This is a genomic window from Frankia sp. Hr75.2 (assembly GCF_949319125.1).
Lineage (GTDB): Bacteria > Actinomycetota > Actinomycetes > Frankiales > Frankiaceae > Parafrankia > Parafrankia soli.
Map to the genome: position 1 here is coordinate 1 of NZ_CASGGV010000144.1, position 26,428 is coordinate 26,428.

The 26,428-nt window shown below is 73.9% G+C and carries 14 protein-coding genes; 8 read left to right on the forward strand and 6 right to left on the reverse strand.

Annotated features, from left to right (window positions below; all coding sequences use genetic code 11):
• Positions 1 to 71 precede the first annotated feature (71 nt).
• The 4 genes from AC559T_RS12405 to AC559T_RS12420 form a co-directional block, all read right to left on the reverse strand.
• On the reverse strand, positions 72 to 3,086 hold the full coding sequence (locus tag AC559T_RS12405) for a protein kinase domain-containing protein (RefSeq protein ID WP_498868794.1): 3,015 nt from the start codon (positions 3,084 to 3,086) through the stop codon (positions 72 to 74).
• Between the two features lie 106 nt (positions 3,087 to 3,192).
• Positions 3,193 to 4,023: a hypothetical protein gene (locus AC559T_RS12410; protein ID WP_498868795.1), complete on the reverse strand. Its 831-nt coding sequence runs from the start codon at positions 4,021 to 4,023 to the stop codon at positions 3,193 to 3,195.
• Positions 4,024 to 4,163: 140 nt separating this feature from the next.
• Positions 4,164 to 4,808, reverse strand: coding sequence for a response regulator (locus tag AC559T_RS12415; RefSeq protein WP_071060049.1), 645 nt, complete (start codon positions 4,806 to 4,808; stop codon positions 4,164 to 4,166).
• Positions 4,809 to 4,947: 139 nt separating this feature from the next.
• Positions 4,948 to 9,162: a HAMP domain-containing protein gene (locus AC559T_RS12420; protein WP_498868796.1), complete on the reverse strand. Its 4,215-nt coding sequence runs from the start codon at positions 9,160 to 9,162 to the stop codon at positions 4,948 to 4,950.
• A gap of 557 nt (positions 9,163 to 9,719) precedes the next feature.
• Here AC559T_RS12420 and AC559T_RS12425 point away from each other — a divergent pair.
• Both AC559T_RS12425 and AC559T_RS12430 read left to right on the forward strand, forming a co-directional pair.
• The gene (locus tag AC559T_RS12425) at positions 9,720 to 12,116 is read left to right on the forward strand and encodes a SpoIIE family protein phosphatase (RefSeq protein ID WP_498868797.1); all 2,397 of its coding nucleotides are present in this window, start codon (positions 9,720 to 9,722) and stop codon (positions 12,114 to 12,116) included.
• Positions 12,117 to 12,381: 265 nt separating this feature from the next.
• A complete protein-coding gene (locus AC559T_RS12430; protein WP_498868798.1) occupies positions 12,382 to 12,825 on the forward strand; it encodes an ATP-binding protein in 444 nt (147 codons plus the stop codon).
• Here AC559T_RS12430 and AC559T_RS12435 read toward each other — a convergent pair.
• On the reverse strand, positions 12,822 to 14,249 hold the full coding sequence (locus AC559T_RS12435) for a type III PLP-dependent enzyme domain-containing protein (protein ID WP_498868799.1): 1,428 nt from the start codon (positions 14,247 to 14,249) through the stop codon (positions 12,822 to 12,824). The genes AC559T_RS12430 and AC559T_RS12435 overlap by 4 nt on opposite strands.
• Positions 14,250 to 14,615: 366 nt before the next feature.
• Between AC559T_RS12435 and AC559T_RS12440 the strand changes: the two genes are divergently transcribed.
• The 6 genes from AC559T_RS12440 to AC559T_RS12465 are packed head-to-tail and all read left to right on the forward strand — an operon-like array spanning position 14,616 to position 24,006.
• A complete protein-coding gene (locus tag AC559T_RS12440; RefSeq protein ID WP_498868800.1) occupies positions 14,616 to 16,034 on the forward strand; it encodes a diaminobutyrate--2-oxoglutarate transaminase family protein in 1,419 nt (472 codons plus the stop codon).
• Positions 16,031 to 17,512 (forward strand): pyridoxal phosphate-dependent decarboxylase family protein, encoded by a 1,482-nt coding sequence (locus AC559T_RS12445; protein ID WP_498868801.1) that lies wholly within the window; start codon positions 16,031 to 16,033, stop codon positions 17,510 to 17,512. Before AC559T_RS12440 ends, AC559T_RS12445 begins: the two co-directional genes overlap by 4 nt.
• Positions 17,509 to 19,314 carry an IucA/IucC family protein gene (locus tag AC559T_RS12450; RefSeq protein ID WP_498868802.1) on the forward strand — a complete coding sequence of 602 codons (1,806 nt, stop codon included), beginning with the start codon at positions 17,509 to 17,511 and terminating at the stop codon, positions 19,312 to 19,314. The genes AC559T_RS12445 and AC559T_RS12450 overlap by 4 nt, the downstream gene beginning before the upstream one ends.
• Entirely contained in the window at positions 19,314 to 20,729 is a 1,416-nt protein-coding gene (locus AC559T_RS12455) for a lysine N(6)-hydroxylase/L-ornithine N(5)-oxygenase family protein (protein WP_498868833.1), read from the forward strand. Before AC559T_RS12450 ends, AC559T_RS12455 begins: the two co-directional genes overlap by 1 nt.
• A complete protein-coding gene (locus AC559T_RS12460) occupies positions 20,726 to 22,576 on the forward strand; it encodes an IucA/IucC family protein (protein ID WP_498868803.1) in 1,851 nt (616 codons plus the stop codon). Before AC559T_RS12455 ends, AC559T_RS12460 begins: the two co-directional genes overlap by 4 nt.
• Positions 22,573 to 24,006, forward strand: coding sequence for a glutamine synthetase family protein (locus AC559T_RS12465; protein WP_498868804.1), 1,434 nt, complete (start codon positions 22,573 to 22,575; stop codon positions 24,004 to 24,006). The genes AC559T_RS12460 and AC559T_RS12465 overlap by 4 nt, the downstream gene beginning before the upstream one ends.
• On the opposite strand, the gene AC559T_RS12470 is transcribed toward AC559T_RS12465, so the two are convergent.
• Entirely contained in the window at positions 23,966 to 26,356 is a 2,391-nt protein-coding gene (locus tag AC559T_RS12470; RefSeq protein ID WP_498868805.1) for an MMPL family transporter, read from the reverse strand. The genes AC559T_RS12465 and AC559T_RS12470 overlap by 41 nt on opposite strands.
• Positions 26,357 to 26,428 lie beyond the last annotated feature (72 nt).

Consider the following 26,428-nt stretch of genomic DNA (forward strand, 5'->3'; position numbering starts at 1 on the left):
GGTGGGGGTCGGGCCCTGCCTGGGCCGGCCCAGGCAGGGCCGGAGGGTCGGGGCGGTGTCCCGGTCGGTGGTCAGTTCCGGAGGCAGGGCGGCGAGTAGTGGCGGTCGGGGATGTACCTGCGCCAGTCCCGCCTCGTGATCTCGGCCTGGGCCCGGCCGCAGACCTGGTCCCGCGCGGTCCGCGGGTCGAGATCCCACACGCGCGCGCCGTTCCCGTCGGCGACGGCGAGTGTCCGGACGGGGCCGTCGGCGAAGGCGAGCGCGGTCGGCGCGATGCTGACCGGTTGGGGCGTGGCCGATTCGAGCGCCGCCGGTTCGGGTGAGGCGGGCGCCGACCCGGCGATCGCGAGCGCCGCGAGGTCGGAGGGTCCGGCGGAGTCGGAGGGTCCGGCGGAGTCGGAGGGTCCGGCGGAGTCGGAGGGTCCGGCGGAGTCGGAGGGTGCCGCGGGCGTGGGCAGGATGAGCCGGGGGCGCGGCCGGGCCGGGTTCGACATGTCCCAGACGCCGACGTCGCCGCCGCCCGCCGCGGCGGCCACCGCGAGTGCCCGCCCGTCCGGTGAGAAGGCCACCATTCCCGCGCCGCTCGCGGGGGCGAAGGAGGTGAGCCGGTGCAGCCCCCGCGGGTCCCCCGGCCGGTAGATCTCCACCACGGACCGCGACTTCTCCGGCGGCGCCAGGGACGAGGCGACCGCCATCGGAACGCCGGCGGTCGCCCCGGGCTCCGTCGCGGCGTCCGGCAGGCCGGTGGTGGCTACCGCGAGCGTCCGGCCGTCCGGGGAGTAGGACGCGCCGGCGACCACGCCCTCGCCGTGCAGCAGGCCCTGCCGGCGCGGCTGACGCGGATCATGCAGCGACCACAGCGAGAGGCGGGCGGCCCCGCCGACCAGGATCTGATCCCCGCCCGGGGAGAACGCCAACGCGGTGATCGGCCCGGGTGTCCGCAGGACGGCGAGCTCGGCGGGGGCGCGTGGGTCGGCCACGTCCCACAGCCGGAGCATGCCGTCCGAGGAGCCGGTGGCGATCGCGTCGCCGGCCCGGCTCACCGCGATCTCGCCGACGGTGCCGGTGTGCCCGGCGAGCACGCCGAGCCGCTCGACCGCGCCGTCCGGCGTCACCCGCCACAGCTGGACCTTGCTCTCGCCCGCGCCTGCCGGGCCGGCCGCGGTGACGATGATCTGGCCGGCGGCGGCCGTCCGCCCGGGGGGCGACACGTAGCCCACAGCGCTGACCGCGGGCCCGTCAACGGGGAACGCGGTGATGCGACGGTTGGCGGACGGGTCGGTGAGGTTCCAGAGGCCGGCACCGGTGTCGCCCGCGGTGACGATGCTGCTGCCATCCGGGGCCACGGCGAGGTCGCGGACGTCGCCGGGCAGGTGGCCGCTCCGACGGACGGCCGCGGCGATGAGCGCCTCGCCGGCCGCCGCGGTCGGAGCGATCTCGTAGGCCGCCGCGGCGAGCTGGCCGGCGAGGTCCGGCTGACGCTCCAGCAGGGCGCGCGCCTGACCGGCGGTGGCCTTGGACGCCTGCACCGCGGCCTGGGCCCGAACAGCCCCCGTGATCTCGACCGCCATGGTCAGGACGGCGAGACTGGCGATCCCCGCCATGAACAGCCGAAACAACCAGTGCCCGTCAGGCCGTCGACGTCCGTCGGCCGGCGCAGTGGACTCCGACAGCTCCGATGGCTGGGCCGGCTCCGAAGACTGAGCCGGCGGCCTTCCGATCCCGGGCTCGGCGGCAGCGCTGGCCGCCGCCCCGGTGCCAGCCCCGGGACCGCTCTCAGGCTCGGGCCTCGCTTCGGACTTCGCCGTGGGCTCAGGTTCGAGCGAGGCCTCGGGCCCGAGTTCAAGCTTCGTCTCAGACTCCGCCGTGGGCTCGGACTCCGCCGTGGGCTCGGACTCCGCCGTGGGCTCGGACTCCGCCGTGGGCTCGGACTCGGCCGTGGCCTCGGGTTCGACCTCCGTCTCAGACTCCGCCGGGGCCGCAGACGCGGGCGCGGGCTCGGCATCGGAGTCGGGCGTCGGATCCGGAGCGACAACCGCGTCCGGCGCGCTCGCCGGCACCGGGGCGGGCTCGGCGGCCTCGGCGACTGCCACAGCGGCCGCCGGGACGACGCCAGCGGTGTCGGCAGGTGCCTCGACCGCAGACATCTCGTCAGGCGGGGCGGCGGGCGTCTCGGTGGGCGGGGCGGCGGCGCTTACGGCCGCCGCGACGGCGATCTCGAGCGGATCCAGGCCCGTGGGTGCCGGGAGGCCCCCGACGAGTCGTCCGAGCACCTCGAGCAGCTCCGCGGCGCCGGGTCGGCGGGAGGGATCCTTACGCATCGTGGCGCTGACTACGTCGCGTAGTACCGGGTCCAAACCGGTGAGGTCAGGTTCCGCATAGACCGCACGTTGCAACAGAACCTGCGGTGATCCGTTACCGAACGGCAGCCGTCCGGTCGCGGCGAAGAGGACTGCTCCACCCCACGTGAAGACGTCTGACGCCATCGTGAGCGGCTGCCCCAGGACATGCTCCGGGGTAATAAATGCGGGGGTACCCATCCCGGGCCCTGATCCGCCGCGACCCGGTAGGGCAACGGTGTTCAGAACTCGCGACAACCCGAAGTCGACGAGGCGGATTCCACCCTCGAAAAGCACCACATTCGCCGGTTTAAGGTCACCGAAGACGAGACCGGCACCATGGAGCCCCGTCAGCGCCGAACCGAGCGCCACGGCGAGCCGGCGAACGTCGGGCACCGCCAGCGGACCGCCCTGCGCGACCGTCGCTGCCAGGGTCGGAGCGTCCACGAACTCGGTGACGACATACGGCGGATGGGCGGATGTGTCGGCGTCGATGATGTCCGCCAGGCACGGAGGTGCCAGTGCGCGGACAGTCTCGAGATCGGCGCGCAGCCTGCGGCGGAAATCATGGTCGCGAGCGAACGCCGCGCTGATCACTTTGATGGCCACCTGGCCGCCCTCGGGATCCCGCCCGAGATAGACCGGCCCGGTTCCGGCCTCGAGGAGCTGACGTTCTACAGCATACGGACCGATCGAAACCGGTTGATTGCCGCGCGAACGTTCGAGGTGTCGCCGGGCAATGACCACAGATTCGACACCTCCGAAATATTTGTGAAACCCCGTAACGGGATGTCGCAGGCGCGTCGGGCGCAACCGCATGTTATCGGCGCGGTCGGGCGCCTACGCGGCCTGGTTACGCTTCGCGGTTCCCGAGGACGGCCGCGGCGGCGAGCAACGGGCCCGGGTGGCGGTGCACCGCCTCGGTCGTCAACGGGCCACCAGCGAGCGCACGGAGAACCTCCTCGCGGTGCGGGACCTGCGCACCTGGCGCCCTTACCAGCCCGGCGAGCGCGACGAGCCCGCCCAGGTGACGCTCCAGACCATCCCGATCCGGGCCGGGAACCCCACCCAGCCACGCCCGATGCTGGTCCGCGCTCATGATTTCCCACACCACCCGGTCCGTCACCCCCACAGGCCCCTTCGGACCACCCTGCGGACCACTCGGACCATTCGGCCAGTCATGAATGGCCACGATGTGCGGCACCCGAATCAGCCCCGTACCGGCGTCACCGGCGGCACCGGCACCGGCCGGGCCACGGGCACCACCGACGGCGACGACACCCGCACTGCCGGGCGGCGGGCCGGAAAGCTCCGGGCGATGGTCCGCGACGACGATCCGCACCGACAGGCCGCGGCCGGCCCGGGCATCGCGGACCCGGCCCGCGAAGCAGACCGCGAGCGCCGCGGCGGCTGTCGGCGCGTAGCGCGCGTGCACGGCGACGGCCGTCAGGTCGGCCGCCCGCACCAGGGCGGTGGCCGTGCGGGCGGCCTGGGCGGGGTCGGCCATGACGAAGTCGACCAGCGTGACGACCGAGCCCTCCGCCGGGTCGCCGGGCCGCACCCGGCAGACCGGGGAGTCGGGTAAGCGGCGGACCCGGTCGATGGTGATCAGACCGTCGGCGTAGGGCAGCCGCAGCCGGGGCAGATCCTCGGCGGCGATCGCGTGCGGGTCGCCGCCCGCCATCGACCCGCCCCCTCGCGACCACTCCCGGTACGAGGGACCTTACCGTCGGCGCACACGGCAGGGGGACGAAACGGCAACCCGCCAGTCGGCGGGCAACTACCGGCCCCGCCGCTGCCGGCGCAGGCCGGCGCCGGCAGCGGCTACTCGACCTGGCCGCCCGTCGAGCGCGCGAAGGGCCGCAGCCGCGAGACCAGGCCGCGCACTTCGGCGCTCGCGGCGGCGAGCGTCTCCTCGTTCGACGTCGCGGCGCCGTCGAGGAGCACGTCGAGCGCGATCAGGCGCTCGGCGACCTCGGTGATGAGGTCGAAGTCGCGCACCCGCTGGTGGGCGAGTTCGGCCAGCCGCTCGTTCTTCTCGAACAGCTCGACGAAGACGCTCACCTTGGCCCGCAGCAGCCAGGGATCGAACGGCTTGGCGATGTAGTCCACCGCGCCGACCGCGTAACCCCGGAAGGCGTGGTGCGGCTCGCGGTCGATCGCCGTCAGGAAGATGATCGGAGTGTCCCGCGTCCGCCCGCGCTGCTTGATCCGGTGCGCGGTCTCGAAGCCGTCCATTCCAGGCATCTGGACGTCGAGGAGGATGACCGCGAAGTCGTCGATGAGCAGGCGCTTGAGCGCCTCCTCGCCCGAGGACGCGGTCACCAGATCCTGGTCCAGGGAGGCGAGGATCGCCTCCAGCGCCATCAGGTTGTCGGGTCGGTCGTCCACCAGGAGGATCTTGCTCCGGGGCCGCTCAGTGTTCGACGCGCCCTCGGTGTCGACAGGACCGCCGGTCCGCTCGGTCACCCGCCTGCCTCCTCCTTCGCCGGTCGGCCTGGGTGTTCGTGGTGATGGCACCACTGCTCAACCATCGCCGATCGGCATGTCCGGTCCAGCACCGGCCCGTCGACACATACCCGAATGCGCACCATACGCGATCTGATCATCACAGATACGACCGCATCACTCCGAGGAGGTGATCAAGGTCTACCGGCTTGGTGATGTAGTCGCTCGCACCGGCGGAAATGCTCTTCTCCCGGTCACCGGGCATCGCCTTCGCGGTCAGCACGAGGATCGGCAGCGCCGCGAAGGCCGGCATCGCACGGATCTCCGACGTGGTCTCGTTGCCGTCCATGCCCGGGAGCATGACGTCCATCAGCACCAGGTGCACCGGCGCGTTGTCCTGCTGCAGCATCCGGATGGCGTCGTGGCCGTTGTCGGCGTAGAGCACCCGCATGCCGTGCATCTCCAGCGCGCTGGTCAGGGCGAACACGTTGCGGACGTCGTCGTCGACCACCAGGATGCTGGCGCCCACGAGCGGGTCGCCGCCGTCCAGGTTCGTCGTCGGCGGCCGCGCGGGCGCCTGTGGGTCGGTGAGGAACGGGGTGCCCTCGGCGGGCGTCCGGTCGCCGGCTGCGTCGGTGCCGCCGCGGCCCGACCACGAGGTGCGCGACAATCGGCGGGCCGCCTTGGGCTCGACGGGCCGGCCGGGCGCTCCGTAGGCCCGTTCGCCGTCACGCTGCCTGCCGGTGCCCGCCCCGTTGGACGTGCCGGCAGGAGCCGGGCCGGCGCTCTCCCGGTGCGCCGCGTCACCGGGCGACTCCGGCGCCGCCGGCCTGCGCTCCGCCGGGACGAGCGCGGCCCGCTCGACGCCGGCCAGCACCGGCCCACGACCGTCGTCCCCGCCGTCGGCCCGTGACCGCGGCTGGACGGCACCGTCCACGATCATGAGGACGCCGTCGGGCTCGCCGGGGTGGGGGCCCGCGGGTGCCTCCGGAGGCATCACCGACGGGACGAACAGGGTGAACGTGCTGCCCTGCCCGATCTGGCTGGAGACGGCGATCGACCCGCCCAGCAGGCGGGCGATCTCCTTGCTGATCGACAGCCCCAGGCCGGTACCGCCGTAGCGGCGCGAGGTCGTGCCGTCCGCCTGCTGGAAGGCCTCGAAGATCATCCTGAGTTTCTCGGCCGCGACCCCGATGCCGGTGTCGGTGACGGCGAAGGACAGCACCATCGGCGCCGAGCGCAGGCTGGGCGCGACGAACGGGGTGTCGGGCGAGGCGACGGCGACGTCCAGCCGGACGGTGCCGGCGTCGGTGAACTTGACCGCGTTCGACAGCAGGTTCTTGAGCACCTGCTGGATGCGCTGCTCGTCGGTGACGAACTCGTCCGGCACGTCCTCGGTGACGCTGATCTCGAAGGTGAGGCCCTTCTCCTCGGCGGTGGGCCCGAACACGCCCGCCACCGCGTCGCACAGCGCGGCGGTGCGCACCGGGCCGGCGTCGACGTTCATCTTGCCGGCCTCGACCTTGGAGAGGTCGAGGATGTCGTTGATCAGCCCGAGCAGCTCCGAGCCGGCGGAGTGGATCGTCTCGGCGAAGTCGATCTGCTTCTGGCTCAGGTTGTGGTCGGGGTTGTCGGCCAGCAGCTTGGCGAGGATGAGCAGGCTGTTCAGCGGGGTGCGCAGCTCGTGGCTCATGTTCGCCAGGAACTCCGACTTGTACTGCGAGGACAGCGCGAGCTGCTCGGCCTTCTCCTCGAGCCCGATCCGGGCCAGCTCGATCTCCTGGTTCTTCTCCTCCAGCAGCGCCGCCTTCTCCTCCAGCTCGTTGTTCGTGCGCTGGAGCTCGACGGACTGCGAGCGCAGCTCCTGGGTCAGCCGCTGCGACTGGGCGAGCAGCTCCTCGGTGCGGGCGTTCGCCATGATCGTGTTCAGGACGACGCCGATGGTGTCGACGAGCTGGTCGACGAGCGTGAGGTGCAGGTCGGAGAACGGGGTGAAAGAGGCCAGTTCGATCACACCGAGAACCTGGTTCTCGAAGATGACCGGAACGACGACCAGGTCGCACGGCGGCGCCTCGCCCAGGCCGCTGCGGATGTTGAGGTAGCCGGCGGGCACGTCCTCGACCCGGATGCGCTTCTTCTCCAGCGCCGCCTGGCCGATGAGGCCCTCGCCGAACAGGAACGTGCCGTCCGAGCGGCGCCGCGGCACCGAGCCGTAGCCGGCGACGTAGCGCAGCTTGTCGCCCTCGATGAAGTCGAGCAGGTAGACCGTGCCCTGCTGGGCGTTCACGGCCGGCGTCATCTCACTGATGATCATCTGGCAGACGGTGTAGAGGTCGCGCTGGCCCTGCATCTTGCTGCCGATGAGGGCCAGGTTCGACTTGAGCCAGTCCTGCTGGGCGTTGACCTCGGTGGTCTCCCGCAGCCGGGCGATCATCTGGTTGATGTTGTCCTTGAGCTCGGCGACCTCGCCCTCGGCCTCCACCGTGATGGAGCGGGTCAGGTCACCGCGGGTCACCGCGGTGGACACGTCACCGATCGCGCGGAGCTGGATCGTCAGCGTCGACGCGAGCTGGTTGACGTTGTCGGTCAGGTCCTTCCAGGTGCCCGCGACACCGGCGACCGTGGCCTGGCCGCCCAGCTTGCCCTCGACGCCCACCTCGCGGCCGACCCGGGTGATCTCGGCCGCGAAGGACGAGAGCTGGTCGACCATCGTGTTGACGGTGTCCTTCAGCTCGGCGATCTCGCCCTGCGCGGTGACGGTGATCTTCTGCGAGAGGTCACCGCGGGCCACCGCCCTGGTCACCGCGGAGATGTTGCGGACCTGGCCGGTGAGGTTGCCGGCCATCGAGTTCACCGACTCGGTGAGATCCCGCCAGACCCCGGAGACCCCCCGAACGTGCGCCTGACCACCCAGGTTGCCCTCGGTGCCGACCTCCTTGGCCACCCGGGTCACCTCGTCGGCGAACGACGAGAGCTGGTCGACCATGGTGTTCAGGGTTTCCTTGAGCTCGAGGATCTCACCCTGCGCGGTGACGGTGATCTTCTGCGAGAGGTCACCGCGGGCCACCGCCGTCGCGACCAGGGCGATGTTGCGGACCTGGCTGGTCAGGTTGCCGGCCATCGAGTTCACCGACTCGGTGAGATCCCGCCAGACCCCGGAGACCCCCCGAACGTGCGCCTGACCACCCAGGTTGCCCTCGGTACCGACCTCCCAGGCCACCCGGGTCACCTCGTCGGCGAACGACGAGAGCTGGTCGACCATCGTGTTCAGGGTGTGCGCGAGACCCGCCACCTCGCCGCGGGCGTCGACGGTGATCTGGCGGGTCAGGTCACCGCGGGCCACCGCGGCGGCGACCTCGGCGATGCTGCGCACCTGGGTGGTGAGGTTGCCGGCCATGACGTTCACCGAGTCGGTGAGATCACGCCACACCCCGGAGACACCCTTGACCTGGGCCTGGCCGCCGAGCTTGCCCTCGGTGCCGACCTCCTTCGCCATTCGGGTGACCTCGTCGGCGAACGCGGAGAGCTGGTCCACCATCGTGTTGACGGTCGACTTCAGCTCGTGGATCTCACCGCGCGCGTCGACCGTGATCTTCTGCGACAGGTCACCCTGCGCCACCGCCGCGGTCACCTGGGCGATGTTGCGGACCTGGCTGGTCAGGTTGCCGGCCATCGAGTTCACTGACTCGGTCAGGTCCCGCCAGACCCCGGAGACCCCCATGACCTTGGCCTGGCCACCGAGGTTGCCCTCGGTACCGACCTCCTTCGCCACCCGGGTCACCTCGTCGGCGAACGACGAGAGCTGGTCCACCATCGTGTTGACGGTTGTGCCGATCCGGAGGAACTCGCCACGCACCGGCTGCCCGGCGATCTCCAGCGCCATCTGCTGGGAGAGGTCACCCTCCGCCACCGCGGCGATGACCCTGGCGACCTCGTGGGTGGGCCGGGCCAGGTCGTCGATGAGCGAGTTCACCGAGAGCGTGAGCTCGTCCCAGCCGCCACTGCCACCAAGGTCGTCCATTCGCAGGGTGAGACGACCGTCACGTCGAATTACCTTGCTCACCCTGGAAACCTCGCGGGCGTGCCGCTCCTGCATCCCGGCGAGCTCGTTGAACCGGCGGGCGACGTCCCCGCCGACGCCGTCACCGATCGGCAGCCGGACGCCGAACTCGCCGTCGACGAGCCGGTCGAGCCCGGTGAGCAGGCTGGAGAGCAGGGCGTCCGTGCCACCGCCGGGCCCCGTGGCGGCGCCCGTGCCCGTGCTGTTCACCGCGGCGTTCACCGGCAGGGTGGCCGTGGCACCCGCGGGCGGGCCACCGGAATCCCCGGCACTCGCGGGGAACTGCTGGCGGTCGGGGCTCGCGTCGGCGCTCATCAGTCTCCTACCTTGCCTGTGACGGTGGAATTATCGGGGCTGCGAACCGCTTCAAAACGACTCCGGCACCGACGTCGGTGGGTTCGGTGACCACCCCGTGGGGTGCGCGACCAGGCCCGGGCCGCTGCCGGCGGAGGGCGGGCAGCTGTCGGGTCGGCGGCTGTCGGGTCGGTGTCCATGCGGCTCGCATCCGTTCGGCTGGCTCCTGGGGATCGGACGGGACTGGCCTGTGCGGGTTCGGTCGCTGGTGGTCGGGCTGCTGGTCGTCGGGTCGCTGGTGGTCCGGCTTGTGGGGCGCCGGCCCACGGGGGGCCGTCGGCAGTGTGGTCCAGATCCGGCGGCGGACGGGCGTGGGGCGGTCAGTGGTGCGGAATGCATCCGTGGAGGGGAGGTGTGATGGTGTCGTGCGGTCGATCCGGACTGTGGTTCTGCCGTGGACTTTTGTCCCCAGCTGAGCAACTTCACGCTGCACAACTTCATGACAAGAGCGCTCGGACCGAACGCACCAGCCGCCAGTATCCGCCTTACCGAGGACAACGCAGGAGAGACTGAGCCACATGAACGCCGACCCCGCGGCACAGGCCGGAGACCGGCGCACTCCACCGCGTTCGGTCGCCCTCCCGCCGACCGCCGACTCACCCCGGTCGGCGCGGCGGTTCGTGCAGGAGACGCTGCGCGGCAGGCTGGACGAGGACACGCTGGATTCGGCGCTGCTGCTGGTCACCGAGCTGGTCACCAACGTGGTCGTGCACGCCGGCACGGTCGCGACGGTCGACGTCGCCGAGGAGCACGGCAGCGTGCGGGTGGCCGTGGGCGACCGCCATCCCGTGCGCATCGGCGTCGGCCGGCGCGAGACGGCCGTGCGCCGGCCGCAGCCCACCGACCCCGACGAGGACATCGAGAGCCTGGAGAGCCTGGAAGGACTTGAAGGGTTCGAGACGATCGGCGGCGGCACGGCCGGCATCGACGGCCTGCGTGAGGACGGACGCGGGCTGGCCCTCGTAGACGCGCTCGCCAGCTCCTGGGGAACGGAGCACGTGGCCGGGGGGAAGACGGTCTGGTTCCGGCTGGAATCCCGGCGGCGGGAGGACCCGCGGCGGTCGGCCTCGCTGGACGACGTCCATTCCGCGCCGAGCATCACCCACGATCCGGTACCCCCACAGCCCACACCTTCGGGCCCTCCTCCGGGCCCGCTCGGCGCGTCGCCTGTCGACGATCTCCTGATGACCACCGCCGGCGCGGGCGCCGGTACCACCACGGTGACGGCCCGGGCGCCAACGGCGATGTCGACCCGGATGCCCCGGCTGCTGGCCCGCGACACCGCGCGGGCGCTGACCGCCGAGGGCGAGGTCTCCGAACTGCTCGCCCAGCTGCTGGACGCCGTCCCGGCCGTCGGTGGCCGGGTACAGCGCCCCTCGCAGGACGGTGTGCGCACCGAGACGGTGGCCACGCTCGGGCGTACCGGGCCGAGCGCCGACGCCCGGGTGTTCGCCCTGGACCCGACGCAGGACAGCCTCGGCGAGCTCCTGCTGTGGCCGTACCGCGCCGCGGACGACCGCCCGGCCGGCGTGCCCGGCGATCCCGGCGAGCCCGGCGCGGGCCATGAGCCTGGCAACGGCGCCCACCACGCCGCCGTCCACCACGCCGAATTCGACCGCGACCCGTTCGACATCGAGCGGATCCAGCTCGTCTCGCGGTGGATGGCGCTGGCGCTCGGCGGCGGCGACATGCGGCGCGCGGAGGAGCGCCGCATCGGGATGCTGTCCTTCCTCGCCGAGGCGTCCGACCTGCTCGCGGGCAGCCTGGATCTCACCCACTCGCTGACGCTGCTCGCCCGGCTGCCGGTCCCCCGCCTCGCGCAGTGGTGCGCGGTGTACCTCAACCGGGACGACGCCGGCCCGAAGCTCCAGGCGGTCGGGCATGCCGAGGAGTCGGAGACCGCGGCGCTGAACGAGGCCGCCGTCGACCCGGACGGCGCGCTCATGGCCGCCGTACGCGCCGCCCGTGGGGACCAGGTGCAGACCGTCACGGCGTTCGGCGGGCCGGCACTCGTCGTCGTCCTGCAGGCGCGCCGGAGGGTGCTCGGCGTGCTCGCGCTCGGCCGCTCGGCCGGGCACACCTTCCTCGCGGACGAGATCGACCTGCTCGCGGACCTGGCCCGGCGCGCCTCGTTCGCCGTGGACAACGCCCGGCTCTACAGCCGCCAGGTGGAGCTCGCCGGCACCCTGCAGGCCGGCCTGCGCCCGCCGGCGCTGCCCCGCATCCCCGGGATGGATCTCGGCTCCGCCTACGGCGCCGCGCAGTCCGCCGGCCTGGACGTCGGCGGGGACTTCTTCGACCTGATCTCCGGCCCGACCGGCTGGACGGTGGCCATCGGCGACGTCTGCGGCAAGGGCGCGGAGGCCGCCACCGTCACCGGTGTGGCCCGTGCCGTGCTCCGCCTGCTCACCGGGCGGGGCGCGGACCTCGAGGAGCTGCTGGTCGAGCTGAACCGGGCACTGCGGGACACCGCCACCTCGCACCCGAACGGGCAGGGCCGGTTCTGCACGCTGGCCGCCGCGTCGCTGCTGCCGTCCGAGACCGACGGCGCCCGGCTGCGCCTGCACCTCGCCGGCCACCCGCAGCCGGTCGTCCTGCACAAGGACGGCACGGCCTCGCTCGTCGGCCGGACAGGCACGCTGCTGGGCGTGCTCGACGACGACGAGACGTCCTTCCCCGGCCTGGACCTGCACCTGCACGCCGGGGAGTCCCTGGTGCTGTACACCGACGGGGTGGTGGAGGCGCGCCGCGGGCGTGAGCTGTTCGGCGACCAACGGCTGGTCGACGCGGTCGCCGGCTGTGCGGGCCTGTCCGCGCAGGGGGTGGCCGACCGGGTGCTCACAGCCGCCGAGCGCTTCGCCGGCGGCAACCTGCGCGACGACGTCGCGATCCTGGTCACCCGGGTCGCGGACTGACCCCGGTCCCGGCCGGCCCTCGCCGGCCGCTCGCGGGCCGGCCGCTCGCCGGCCCGTCGCGGACCGGTCGCTCACCGCCCGGCGACGCCCCGGAGTGAAGGCGGTTCGCCGGTGTGGTGAACTGGTTGGAGCACCGATGACACAACACCCGCCAATGGCCCCAACGCCATTGCCGGACGTTCGTCACACAACACCGCGTAGGAGATTGCTCAGGCGATCCGATGGGTAGGCGGTCCGGGATGTCCCCGTTCAGACATGGTGATCGATGAGTCCTACGTCGGTTCCGGTGAACGTGGTGCGGCAGGCGAGCTCGTGTCGCCCACCGGCCACGCACATCCTCGCCGAGCTGCCCTACCTGCCGTCCGCCGTCCCGCAGGCGCGGCGGGTCCTCCGTGAGTGCCTGGTTCTGACCGGCCTGCCCGACGACACGCGGTGCACCGCCGAGCTGCTGGTCAGCGAGCTCGTCACCAACGCGGTCAAGTACGGGCGGCCACCGGTGTGGCTGCTGGTCGAGCTGCGGCCGGGCCTCGTCCACGCCTCGGTCTCGGACACGTCGACCACCCTGCCGCAGCGCCGCGAGGCCGACCCGGACGCCGAGGGCGGCCGCGGCCTGCTCGTCCTGGACGCCCTGGCCGGCAGCTGGGGCGCGGTGTCGGTGGAGTCCGGCAAGTACCTCTGGTTCGACCTCCCGGTCATCCGGATGCCCTAGGTACCGCGCCGACCGGGAACCCCGGAGTTGAGTCCCGTACCCGGCTGGTCCACGACGACGCGGTGGGCGCGCGGGTGGCCGAGGAACTCGTGCATCGCGAACTCGTAGCCGTAGGCGCCGGCCATCGGGAAGACGACGACATCCCCGGCGCGCAGCCGGTCGACGGTCACGTCGCGGGCGAGGGTGTCCTCGGGGGTGCACAGCTCCCCCACCACGGTCACCGGGCCCGCAGCCACCTCCGGCCGGGGCCAGCCGGGCAGCCAGTCGTCCCGCGGGACGACGGCGAAGTTGTGGACGATCTCCCAGGACGTCGGCAGCTGGAAGTGGTGGATGCCGCCGCGCAGGACCGCGAAGGCGCCGCCGTGGACCAGCTTGACGTCGGTCACCTCGGCCGCGTACCAGCCGCAGTCGGCCACCAGGGCCCGGCCGGGCTCGAAGACCACCCGGACCCCGGTCGGGGGACGCAACTGGTCCAGGCCGGCGCCGAAGACGTCCAGGTCGAAGGGCCGCTCGCCGAGCCGGTCGGGCTCGAAGGGCACCCCGAGGCCGCCACCGACATCCACCACCCGCAGGTCGACATCGCCCAGGCGGGCCTGACGGACGGCGAAGTCCAGGCACCACCGCACATAGTCCAGGTGGGCGGTGGCATCGAGGTTCCCCGACACCGCGTGGACGTGGAAGCCGACCAGGTCGATCCACTGCAGCGAGCGGGCCAGCTCGACCGCCGCGGGCACGTCCCGCTCCTGGATTCCGAAAGCGGTCGGGCGCCCGCCCATCCGCAGCGAGCCGGAGAGGCCGACGCGGGCCGGGTTCACCCGCAGCGCGACGGCGGCCCGCCGCCCCGTCTCCGCCGCCACGGCGTCGATCCGCCGCAGCTCCAGCGGGCTCTCGGCGTTGACGACGTCGACCGCCGGCACCGCGCCCCCCGCCGGCACCGCGCCAAGGAGCGCACGCAGCAGGCTCACCGACTTGCCCGGCCCGGACGCCACCAGCCGCGCCCCGCCGGACGGGTGTTGCCCGGCCGCCCGCACCGCGCCCCGCTGCCGGGCACGCTCCACGGCCGCGGCGGCCAGGGCGAGCTCGTGCGCCGACGAGACCTCGAACCCATCGATGCCGGCACCGGCACGAGCGCCGCTCCCGGCACCCGCGGCGGTCCCGGCGTCGGTGTTCGCGGTTCCGGCGAGCAGGGCGTCGAGGATCGGGGGGAAGGCGTTCGCCTTGACCGCGAAGAGCAGCTCCGCCCAGTCGGGCAGGTGTCGGCGCAGCTCGGCGGCCCGTGCCGCGGCCACCGCCGGCGAGTAGAGGTAGCCGCCGATCTCTCCGCGCCGCGCGGGCCACTCCCGCAGGCACGCGAGCACCGCCGCCGGCAGCCGATCGGGGCCGAGCGCGCGCAGCGGCGCGGCGGAGATGGGGAGATCCAGCACGGCGCACCCTTCCGGCGCCCGTGCGCCCGTGACCAGGACCGCACCCGCTCGGCCCGGTTCCCGCGCGACGTCCGACGTCCCGACATGTGACGATGACGGGGTTGATGCGCAACGCGCAAGCCCGGCGACGTTACGAGCAGCTGCCACGGGCCGCCGAGGGTGACGTACGACCAACCGGAGGTCACCGGAAACGACCGTTTCCAGCCCTGGGCGATCGTAACCTTACGAAGGGCAACATTTTCGTACGGGTAACCGCGACCACGAGGGCAGCCGCGAGAGGAAGACCTCTGCTCGTTCACAGGCCGGGGATCAGGAATGAATTAAGTTAGCCTTCCTTGACCCGGCCCGTTCGAAGGGGAATCGCCCGTGACGACGATCTCGCCAGCCGATGTCGGCGTCGGCCCCGACGGCGCGGATCCCGCCGTGGCGCCGGCGATCCTGGCCCGGCAGGAGGCCCGCGAATCGGCCGCCCGCACCTACGCCCGCTCCCTGCCGATCGTGCCGGTCGAGGCGGCGGGCTGTTGGATCGTGGGTGCCGACGGACGACGCTACCTGGACTTCCTCGCCGGTGCCGGCACCCTGGCCGTCGGCCACAACCACCCGGTGGTCGTCGAGGAGATCGAGCGGGTCCTGCGCTCGGGTGCCCCGCTGCACGCCCTCGACATCGCCACCCCGGAGAAGGACGCGTTCGCCGAGGAGCTGGTGGGCGACCTGCCGCCCGGGCTGCGGGAGGACCCGAAACTGCTGTTCTGCGGGCCGACCGGCGCGGACGCCGTCGAGGCGGCGCTGAAGCTGGCGCAGACGGTCACCGGGCACCACAACGTGCTCGCCTTCACCGGCGCCTACCACGGGATGACGTCCGGAGCCCTCGCCGTGACCGGCAAGGTCGCCGCGAAGGAGCCGCTGCCGGTCGCCGGGGCGGTCGTCCGGCTGCCGTTTCCCTACCCCTACCGCTGCCCGTTCGGGGTCGGCGGCGCGGCGAGCGCGGAGATCTCGGCCAGCTACGTCGAGCGGCTGCTCGACGACTCGTGCGGCGGGATCACCAGCCCGGCGGCGATGATCCTCGAGCCGGTGCAGGGCGAGGGCGGCGTGATCCCGGCGCCGGACACCTGGCTGCGCGCGATGCGCGAGCTCACCACTCGCCGCGGCATCCCGCTCATCCTGGACGAGGTGCAGACCGGGGTCGGGCGCACCGGCACGTTCTGGGCCTGTGAGCGCGCCGGGGTGGTGCCCGACATGCTCGTCATGTCCAAGGCGATCGGTGGCGGCCTGCCGCTGGCGGTCGTCGCCTACCGCGCCGAGCTGGACACCTGGGCTCCGGGCGCGCACGCCGGCACGTTCCGCGGCAACCAGCTCGCCATGGCCGCCGGGCGCGCCACACTCGAGCTCGTGCGGACGCAGGCCCTGGCCGAGCGCGCGGCCGCGGCCGGCGAGCGGCTGCTGACCGGCCTGGAGAGCATCGCCCGGGGCAAGCCGTTCATCGGCGACGTGCGCGGACGGGGCCTGATGCTCGGGCTGGAGGTCGTCTCGGCCGAGGCGGCGCCGGACGAGATCGGCGCGCGCCCGGCGGACCCCCGCCTCGCCGCGGCGATCCGGTCCGAGTGCCTCGCCCGTGGTCTGATCATCGAGCTCGGCGGCCGGGACGACGCCGTCCTGCGGCTGCTGCCGCCGCTGACCGTCACCGACGAGGAGGCCGACCTCGCGTTGGAGATCCTCGCGGAGTCCGTTTCCGCGGCGACTGTCACCGCAGCGACTGCAACCGCGGCGACCGAGCAGGCGGGATGACCAGGCCGGGTCACCGCCCGGCCGACGAGTTGCGGGACCTGCTCGGCGTCGCCCTGGGCGCGCTCGACGCGGGCCGCCGCGACCGGGTCGGCCCGCTGCCGGCCGGCGGGCCGGTGGCCGTCCGGCGGGTGGCGCTGGCCGCGCTCGGCGGGGGGCGGCTGCTCACCGCGGCGGGCAGCGGCGAGGCCGCGGCTCTCGACGCCCTCACCCGCATGCTCTCGGCGGGCTCAGCCGACCCCGCCGACCCGTTCTGCGCGGCGCACCTGCACTGCCCGCCGCTGCCCGTCGCCGTAGCCGCCGATCTCGCGGTCAGCGCGCTCAACCCGTCGCTGGACTCCTGGGACCAGGCCCCGGCCGCGACGACGGTCGAGACGGAGGTCGTCGCCGCGCTGGCCGAGCTGGCCGGCCTGGACCCGGCGCGCGCGGTGGGCACGGTGACCACCGGCGGCACCGAGTCCAACCTGATGGGGCTGCTGATCGGCGCCCAGGGTCCCGGTGGCGGTGGTGGTAGCGGCGGCGGGCCGCGGGTCGCCGTCCTCTGCTCGGCGGCCGGCCACCATTCGGTGCACCGCGGCGCCGAGCTGCTGGGGCTCGGCGAGGTGGTCACCGTCCCGGTCGACGGCGCGCACCGGATGGACGTCGGCGCGCTGCGGGCGGCGCTGGCCGGCCACGGCGGGCCCGCCCTCGTCGTCGCGACGGCGGGCACGACGGACGCGGGCGCCATCGACCCGCTGGGCGAGATCGCCGCGGCGGTGCGTGCGCACCCTGCACCCGGCTGGCTGCACGTGGACGCGGCCCACGGCGGCGGCGCCCTGTTCTCCCACCGGCTGTCCGGGCTGCTCGCCGGACTGGCCGAGGCCGACTCCATCGCCCTCGACCTGCACAAGCTGGGATGGCAACCGACCCCCGCGGGGATCTTCCTCACCCCGTCCGGCCGCGGGTGGGAGCGGCTGGAGACCGAGGCCGCCTACCTCAACCCCGCCGACGAGACCGCCGCCGGCTACCCGAGCCTGCTGGGCCGGTCGCTTCGCACCACCCGCCGGCCGGACGCGTTCAAGATCGCCGTGACCCTGCGCGCGCTGGGCCGGGACAGGCTCGGCGCCCTGGTGGACGCCTGCCACCGCCTCGCCCGGCACGCCGCGGCCGTCATCGAGGCGGACCAGCGGCTCGCGCTCTCGGCACCGGTGACCCTCAGCACCGTGCTCTTCCGCTACGTCCACGACGTCCACGACGTCCACGACGTCCACGACCGGGAGACGGGAAGCCAGGAGGCGCTGGACCGGCTGAACGCGGCGATCCGGCTCCGGCTGCTCGCCGAGGGCGCGGCGGTCGTCGGGCGGACCACGGCCGGGGTGGACGGCGCCGTCCACCTCAAGCTGACGCTGCTGAACCCGGCCGCGACGCCGGCCGACGTCACCGCCCTGCTCGCCCTCGTCGCCGCGACCGGCGACCGGCTGGCCGCCGAGCCGGCGGCGTGACCGGCCCGAGCGGTCCCGCCGAGACGTCCGAGACGTCCGAGACGTCCGCGACGTCCGCGACGTCCGCGACGGCTCCGGCAGGCATGAGGACTCCGGCAGGCACGTGGGCTCCGGCGGACGCTGCGGACGAGGTCGTGACCGAGGTGCTGCTGCGCTGCTGGACCCGGGAGTTCGGGCCGCCGCCGGTCCCCGGTGGTGGGGAGCTGCGGCTGGCGCTGCCGTCCACCGGGCTCACTGTCGACGTCGCGCTGACCTACCGCTCCGCCACCGGCTGGCACCGTTTCGGCCGGCCGCGGCTGGGCGGCGCCCCGCTCGACGCCAGCCTGCTCGCCGCGCTCCTGATCCGCGAGGCCGCAGCCGCGACCGGAGCTGGAGCCGGGGGCGGGTCGCCGGCCGCGGCCACGCGGACGGCGCTGGCGCGCGTCCTCGACTCGGCCGAGTGGATCGCGCGCATCATCGCGTTCCCCCGCCGCGCGCCCGCCGAGCCCTTCCTCGCCGCGGAACGCGCCCTCGTCACCGGGCACCCGTTCCACCCCGCCGCCAAGAACCGGGGGGAGGCGCCCGAGGCCGAGTGCGCCCGGTACTCACCCGAGCTGGACGGCTCCTTCCCGCTGCACTGGTTCGCCGCGCATCCCGACATCGTCCGGCACGGCGGCCCGGACCCGTCCGCGCTGCTCGCGTCGCTGCGCGGCGGCGGCGGCAGCCCGGCGCTACCGCCGGGGTACCGGGCGCTGCCGGCCCATCCCTGGCAGGCGCGGGCCGTCCCCGCCCGCCCGGAGGTCGCCAGCCTGCTCGCGGACGGCCGGCTGGTGGACCTCGGCCCGACCGGCCCGCCCTGGTTCCCGACGGCGTCCCTGCGCACCGTCTGGCGGCCGGACGCGCCGGTCATGCTCAAGCTCTCGCTGGGCATGCGGATCACCAACTCGCGGCGCGAGCTGCACCGCGACGAGCTCGATCTGGGCGCCGAGATGGCCAGGTACGCCCGGCTGGCCCTCGACGGGTGGCTGCGGGCCCGCCACCCGGCCTTCCGGCTCGTCCCGGAGCCGTCCTGGGCCGGGGTGCGGGCCGAGGGCCTGGAGTGCACTCTGCGGACGAACCCGTTCAGCGCGGGTGACCGCGTCGCGTGCGCCGCGGCGCTGGTGGCCGACCGGCCGGATCTGGAGCCGGGAGCTCCCGGGCGCTCTCGGCGGTCGATGCTCGCCGGGCTGATCAGCCGTCTGGCCGGATCAGCGCCCACCGGGCCGGTGGCCCGCGAGTGGTTCGCCCGCTACCTGCGGGTGCTCGTCATCCCGGTGCTCGACCTCTACCTGCGCCGCGGCGTCGGCCTGGAGGCCCACCTGCAGAACACCCTCGTCTCGCTGGACGAGCGGGGCTGGCCGATCGCCGGGTGGTACCGCGACAGCCAGGGCTACTACCTGGCCGCCTCGCACGCCGACGCCGCGCGGCGCGAGGTCCCCGGCCTCGGCGACGGCCTGCCCGCGGTGTTCGACGACGAGTTGGTCGAGCAGCGGGTCGTCTACTACGCCGTCGTGAACAACGCCCTCGCTGTCATCGGGGCGCTGGGCGCGGCGGGGATCGCCGACGAGCCCGACCTGCTGCGCGGCCTGCGGGACGCGCTCCTCGCGCTGCGCTCGGAGCTGCCCCGTCACGGCCTGCTTGACCAGCTGCTGGACGCGCCCACCCTGCCCTGCAAGGCCAACCTGCGGATGTGCGTGGACGGCCGGGACGAGTTGGTGGGGCCGGTGGCGAGCCAGTCCGTCTACGTGGAGATTCCCAATCCGCTCGTGGAGGTCCGCCCGTGATGTCACCCTCCCCCGCCGCCGGGCCTGAGGCGTCCGCCGGCGCGCCCTACGACCTGCTCGGCGTGGGGCTGGGCCCGTTCAACCTGTCGCTGGCGGCGCTCGCCGACGGCGTGCCGGGGCTGCGAACGGCCTTCTTCGAGCGGCAGGACGCGTTCCGCTGGCATCCCGGGCTGCTGCTGGAGGGCACGTCGCTGCAGGTGCCGTTCCTGGCCGACCTGGTCACGCTGATCGACCCGACCAGCCGCTGGTCGTTCCTGTCCTACCTGCGCGAGCACGACCGGCTGTTCCGGTTCTACCTCTACGAACGCTTCCACCTGCCGCGCCGCGAGTACGACGACTACTGCCGCTGGGTGGCGCACGCCCTGGGGTCGGCGCGGTTCGGCTCCCGGGTCGACGCGGTGCGCTGGCATCCCGACGCCGCCCTGTTCCGGGTGACGGTCAGCCACGCCGGCGAGCCGGCCCCGGTGACCGTGACAGCGCGCAACCTGGTGCTCGGCGTGGGCACCGAGCCGGCCGTCCCGGAGGCCTTCGCCACCGTGGCCGACCCCCGGGTGTTCCACTCGGCCGACTACCTGGGACGTCGCGACCAGCTCGACGGCGCCCGGCACGTCACCGTCGTCGGCTCCGGGCAGTCCGGCGCCGAGGTGTTCCTCGACCTGCTCCGCTCGCAGCCCGGGACGGGGCACTCGCTGGCCTGGATCACCCGGACCAGGGCCTTCGCCCCCATGGAGTACTCCAAGCTGGGCCTGGAACAGTTCACTCCTGACCACGTCCGCTACTTTCACGGACTCGACCAGGAGACGAAGGACGCCGTCGTCCCCGGCCAGTGGCAGCTGTACAAGGGCGTCGACGCGCAGACCATCGCCGAGATCTACGACCTGCTCTACGAACGCAGCATCGGCGGCGCCGACGCGGACGCCCTGCTGCTGCCGAACGTGTCGGTGAAAGGGGTGACCCACGGCGGCGGAGAGCTCAGCTACCGCCTGCGCTGCCGGCACCGGGACCAGCACCGGGAGTTCGTCGTCGACACCGACGCGGTCGTGCTGGCCACCGGCTACGCGGCCCGCCGGCCGGCGCTGCTCGACCCGGTGGCCGGGCTGCTCGACCTCGACGCCGGCGGCCGGTTCAAGGTCGACGAGCGGTACCGGGTCGCGACCGAGCCGGAGGTGAGCGGGCGGATCTACGTCCAGAACGCCGAGCTGCACACGCACGGTGTGGGCGCGCCCGACCTCGGGCTGGGGGCCTGGCGGGCGGCGGTCATCCTCGACGATCTCACCGGTGGCCGGGCGCACCGCCTGCCCCGCCCGGCCGCGTTCACCACCTTCGGCGCCCCGGCCCGGCCCCAGTCGCCCGGCGGGCCCGCCGCGGGCACCGCCCCGGCCCGGCCCGTCGAGGTCGGCGGAGCGGGCCGTTGACCACCGGGCTTCCCACAGCCGCCGCGGGGCGGTGGCGCGCTGCCGGGCTGGCGCTGCTCACCCGACTGATCGCGGAGCTCGCCTACGAGGAGCTGCTCGTCCCGCGGGCCGAGCCGGCGTCCCCGCCGCGCACCCCGCCGCCGGTCGGGCGCGGCGCGCCGGCGCCGTACCGGATCGAGTGCGGCCCCGTCACGTACACGTTCACCGCCCGGCGCGGCACGTTCGGCACCTGGTGGCCCGACCCGGCGACGCTGCGCCGCGACGGCGAGCCGGCCTGGGACCCGGCCCGGTTCCTGCTCGACACCCGGCAGGACCTGGGCTGGTCCGGGGACGTCCTGACCGATGTCGTGCGCGAGGTGACGGCCACCCAGCGCGCCGACGCCGAGATCCTGCGGACGGCCCTGCCGGCCCGCGCGCTCGCCGACCTCTCCCACCTTGAGCTGGAGGGGCACCAGACCGGTCATCCCTGCATGATCGCGAACAAGGGGCGGCTCGGGTTCGACGCGGCCGACGCGGCGCGGTACGCCCCGGAGTCGCGCCGCCCGTTCCGGCTGCGCTGGGTGGCCGCCCACGCCGAGCTGGCGCGGCTCGTCACCGGCCCCGGGCTGGGCGCCACCGGGCTGCGTGAGGCCGAGCTCTCCGCCGCCACCAGAGCCGAGTTCGGCGCGGTCCTGCGCGCCGCGCTCGAGCCCACCGCCGGGGCGGACGCCGCCGCGTTGGCCGAGCGGTACGTGTGGCTACCGGTGCACCCGTGGCAGTGGGAGAACGTGGTCGCGCCGATGTTCGCCGGCCCGCTCGCCACCGGGCAGCTGGTCGACCTCGGCGAGGCGCCCGACCGCTACCTGCCGTTGCAGTCCGTGCGCACGGTGGCGAACATCGACACCCCGGGCCGGCGCGACGTCAAGCTCGCGCTGATGATCCGGAACACGCTGGTGTGGCGCGGGATGTCCGCCGCGGACGCCACCGCCGGACCGGCCGTCTCGGCGTGGCTGGTGTCACTCGCCCACGGTGATCCGGTGCTGCGGGCCACCGGCGTCGTCGTGCTGCCCGAGATCGCCGGAGCCACCGTCGCGCATCCCGCCTTCGACGCGGTGCCGGACGCCCCCTACCGGCTGCACGAGCTGCTCGGGGTGCTCTGGCGGGAGCCGGTCGCGTCCTTCCTGGCCCCCGACGAGCGGGCCCGGACGATGGCCTGCCTGCTCACCGTCGGCGCGGACGGCGAGTCGCTGGCCGCCGAGCTCGTCCGCCGCTCCGGGCTCGAGCCGGCGCGGTGGCTCGCCGCGCTGCTGGACGCGCTGCTCCCGCCGCTGCTGCACTACCTGTACGTGTACGGGGTGGCGTTCACCCCGCACGGCGAGAACGTGATCTGCGTGTTCGACGCCGGTGGGATCCCGCGGCGGATCGCGGTGAAGGACTTCGGCGCGGACATCGACCTCGTCGAGGGAGAGTTCCCCGAGCGGGCGGCGACGGACGGCGGCGCCGGCGCGCTGTGCCGCCACTGGCCGGGCCGGATGCTCGCCCACTCGGTGCTCTCGGCGGTGTTCGCCGGCCACTTCCGCTACTTCTCGGTGATCGCCGCCGACCATCTCGGCGTACCCGAGGAGGAGTTCTGGTCGCTCGTCCGCGGCGCCGTGGAGGACTACCAGGAGGCCCACCCGGAGTACGCCGAGCGGTTCGCCGCGGTCGACCTGCTGGCCCCGTCCTTCGAGCGGGTCTGCCTCAACCGGGAGCAGTTCGCCGGGGCGGGTTTCCACGACCGCTCCGGGCGGGACGCCCAGTTCGACGTCCTGCACGGCACGGTGGCGAACCCGCTGGTGCTCGCCCCACCGCGGCGGAGCCACGGGTGACCCCCGAACCGGACCACACCCGGGCCGGCGGCACGCGGGCGGACCACACGGCGGCGGACCACACGGCGGAGCACCCGGGCCTGGCGACGCTGCTCGGTGACGTGGACGAGGTGATCGTCGCCGTGCCCGACCTGCAGGGCCGGCTGGTGGGGACCGGGCTGTCACCGGAGTACTTCCGCGAGGAGGTGCTGGGCGGCGACGGCCTGGGGGCGTGCGCGTACCTGCACGCCGTCGACGTGGAGATGGAGACCGGCCCCGGCTACGCCTACGACCCGTGGGAGGGCGGCTTCGGGGATCTGCGGCTCGTCCCGGACCTGTCGACGCTGGGGCACGCGCCGTGGCACCCGGAGTCCGCGATCGTGATCGCGGACGCGGTCTGGCCCGACGGGACGCCGGTGGACGTGGCGCCGCGGACCGTCCTGCGCCGGCAGCTGGACCGGCTGGCGGCGCTGGGGCTGCGCGCGCTGGCCGGCACCGAGCTGGAGTTCCTCGTGTTCGAGGAGGCCTACCGCAAGGCCGCCCGGCGCGACTACGCCCGGCTCACCCCGGCCAGCTCCTACAACGTCGACTACGCGCTCGCCGGCACCGAACGGATGGACGATCTCGTCCGGTCGATCCGCCGGGCGATGGCCGCGGCGGGCGCACCGGTCGAGTCGGCGCGGGCCGAGGTCCACCCGGGCCAGTACGAGATCGTCTTCCGGTACGACGAGGCGCTGCGCACCTGCGACCGGCACGCGCTCTACAAGACGACCGCGAAGAAGATCGCGGGCGCGGCCGGGCGTGCCCTGACCTTCATGGCCAAGTACGACCAGGGTGAGGGCAACTCCTGCCACGTCCACCTCTCACTGCGCGCCGCCGACGACGGCTTCGTCCTCGCCGCCGGCGCGCCCGCTGACGGCGCCGGCCCGGACGCCGGGATGTCGGAGCTGATGCGGTGGTTCGTGGCCGGGCAGCTCGCCTGCATGGCCGAGCTCACCCTGCTCTACGCGCCCACCGTGAACTCCTACAAGCGGCTGGCGCCAGGCGGCTTCGCGCCGACCGGGATCTCCTGGGGCCTGGACAACCGCACCTGCGCGATCCGGGTCGTCGGGCGCGGCCGGTCGCTGCGCATCGAGCACCGGGTGCCCGGCGGCGACGCCAACCCCTACCTGGCGATCGCGGGCATGCTCGCCGCCGGGCTGCACGGCATCGAGAACCGGCTGCCGCTGCCGCCGCCGCGTGCCGGGAACGTCTTCGCCGCGCCGGACGTGCCGCGGCTGCCCGCCTCGCTACGCGACGCGGCCCGGGCGTGGCGGGAGAGCGCCACGGCCCGGACCGCGTTCGGCGAGCGGGTCGTCGACCATCTGGCGCACGCCGCCGACGTCGAGCTGGCCGGCTACGAGCGGACGGTCACCGACTGGGAGCGCCGGCGGGGCTTCGAACGCTACTGACTCCCTCGGTGGTGGGCCCCGCGCCGGGGCCCTCGCCGGAGCCCTCACTGAGGCCGATCCGGGCGTGCAGCGCCCGCAGCGGCTTCGGCGCCCACCAGTTGGCCTGCCCGGCCACCCGCATGAACGCCGGCACCAGCACCCCGCGGATCAGCGAGGCGTCCAGCAGGATCGCCAGCGCCGTGCCCAGGCCGAACATCTGCATGAACCGCACCGAGGACGTCCCGAAGGCGAGGAAGGTGACCGCGAGCAGCGCCGCGGCGGTCGTCACGAGGCGACCGGTGCGGGCGAGGCCGGTGGCGACCGCCTCGGTGTTCGACGCGCCCGCGTCGTGCTCCTCCTTGATCCGGGAGAGCAGGAAGACCTCGTAGTCCATGCTCAGGCCGAACGCGATGCAGAACAGCAGCACCGGCATGGACGTGTCCAGCGGGCCCGGGGTGAAGCCGAGCGCCCCGGAGAGATGACCGTCCTGGAAGATCCAGACAGCCACACCGAAGACGGCGGTCAGCGTCAGCCCGTTCATCACGATCGCCTTCAGCGGCAGCAGCACGCTGCCGGTGAACAGGAACAGCAGGACGAACGTGGCCAGCGCGATCAGGCCGATGGCCAGCGGGAGCCGGTCGCCGATGGTCGCCTTGCCGTCGACGAGCACCGCCGGCGGACCGCCGACCAGCGCCTGGGTGCCCGCCGGGGTGGCGGTGTGCCGGATCACGCCGACCAGCGCCTGGGCCTCGTCGGAGTGCGGCTCCACCGAGGACACCACCCGCAGGTAGGCGGCGTTCTCGGCCGCGTACCGCTCGGTGGTCGGGCCCGGTGGCACGACGACCCGCCCGTCGAGCACGATGCCCGCGGAGCTGTCGACCCGGGCCACGCCGTCGAGCCCGGACAGCTCCGTGGCGTAGTCGGCGATGCCCGTCGCACCGAGCCGCTCGGTCGGGCCGGTGAGGACGACGACGATCGCCCCGGCGTCGTTGGAGGAGAAGTCGTCGCGCAGGACGTCCCCGACGGCCCGGCTGGAGGCGTCCTCGCGCAGGACCCGGTCGTCCGGGGTGCCGAACTCGACGTGCAGGAACGGCGCGCCGAGCGCGAGGAGCAGGGCGACGACGGGCAGCCCGGTCAGCAGCGGGCGGCGCATGACGGTGGTGGCCACCCGCCGCCAGAACGGCGACTCGACGGCCTCCCGCGGCACCTCCCGCTCCGCCCCGGGCGCTCCCCCGCCCGCCGCGGCGCTCGTGGCGGTCGGGACTCCCGCAACGGCCGAGGACTCGCCCCGGCGGCGGCGCAGCCGCCCGATCAGGCCGCCGACGCGCAGCGCGTTCACCTGCGGGCCGAGCAGCATGAGCACGGCGGGCAGCGCCGTCACGGCGGTGATCACGGCGACCGCGGTGACGGCGATGCCCGCGTACGCCATCGACTTCAGGAAGTACGGCGGGAAGACCAGCATCACCGCGAGCGCGACGATCACCGTCGCGCCGCTGAACAGAATCGTGCGGCCGGCCGTGCGCACCGTGGTCGACACCGCCGTGGCCCGGTCGTGGCCCGCGGCGAGCTCCTCCCGGAACCGGCTGACCATGAGCAGCGCGTAGTCGATACCGAGGCCGAGACCGAGTGCCGTGGTCAGGTTCACGGCGAAGATCGACACGTCGGTCAGGCCGCCGACGACCGACAGGAACGCGAAGCCGCCCAGGATGCCGACCAGCCCGATCCCCAGCGGCAGCAGCGCGGCGAGCAGGCCGCCGAAGGCGATCACCAGCAGCACCATCGTGATCGGTATCGCGATGGACTCGGCCACGGCCAGGTCCGCGCCCACCTGGCCGTTGATGTCCTCTCCGACGGTCGCCGCGCCGCCGGGGCGGACGGTGACCGGGGAGTCGGCGTCGGGCCCGCCGGGCCGGCCGGCCTCGAAGAGGTCCTCGTACTTCGCGACGAGGTCGGACTCGTGGTCGTCGTCCACGCTGGCCAGGACCAGCGCGGCCCGGCCGTCGTCGGAGACCAGCGGCGAGGCCCCGGTCCAGTAGGACGACACGTTGGTCACCCCGGGCTGGGCGGCCAGCTCGGTGGCGAGGCGACGGCCGGCGTCGGCCACCGCGGGGGTGTCGACGGCCGGGGGGTCCGTGCCCGGGGCCCCGGCGCGGGCCGTGACGAGCAGGACGAGGTTCGGCTCCCCACCGAACTTCGTGTCGACGAGGTCGGCGGCCCGGCTGGAGTCGGAGGCGGGGTCGTCGAACCCCGCCGACTCGAGCTTGCCGAACGCGCCCATTCCCAGCACCCCGGCGCCCAGGAGCGCGGCAAGGGTTACCAGAAGCACAAGTCGTGGCCGGCGGGTGACTAGCTTGGCTACTGCCGTGAACACGGAACCCTCCCGAGAGAACCGATCGCTTGAGAGAACAGTGTTCGCAAACACCGGTCGCCGTCAAGACCCCTG

What these genes read in the sequence shown, in the direction of transcription:
- AC559T_RS12410 (WP_498868795.1), bottom strand. Translation starts at nt 4,023, where the DNA reads ATGGCGGGCGGCGACCCGCACGCGATCGCCGCCGAGGATCTGCCCCGG.
- AC559T_RS12420 (WP_498868796.1), bottom strand. Translation starts at nt 9,162, where the DNA reads ATGAGCGCCGACGCGAGCCCCGACCGCCAGCAGTTCCCCGCGAGTGCC.
- AC559T_RS12425 (WP_498868797.1), top strand. Translation starts at nt 9,720, where the DNA reads ATGAACGCCGACCCCGCGGCACAGGCCGGAGACCGGCGCACTCCACCG.
- AC559T_RS12430 (WP_498868798.1), top strand. Translation starts at nt 12,382, where the DNA reads ATGAGTCCTACGTCGGTTCCGGTGAACGTGGTGCGGCAGGCGAGCTCG.
- AC559T_RS12445 (WP_498868801.1), top strand. Translation starts at nt 16,031, where the DNA reads ATGACCAGGCCGGGTCACCGCCCGGCCGACGAGTTGCGGGACCTGCTC.
- AC559T_RS12455 (WP_498868833.1), top strand. Translation starts at nt 19,314, where the DNA reads ATGTCACCCTCCCCCGCCGCCGGGCCTGAGGCGTCCGCCGGCGCGCCC.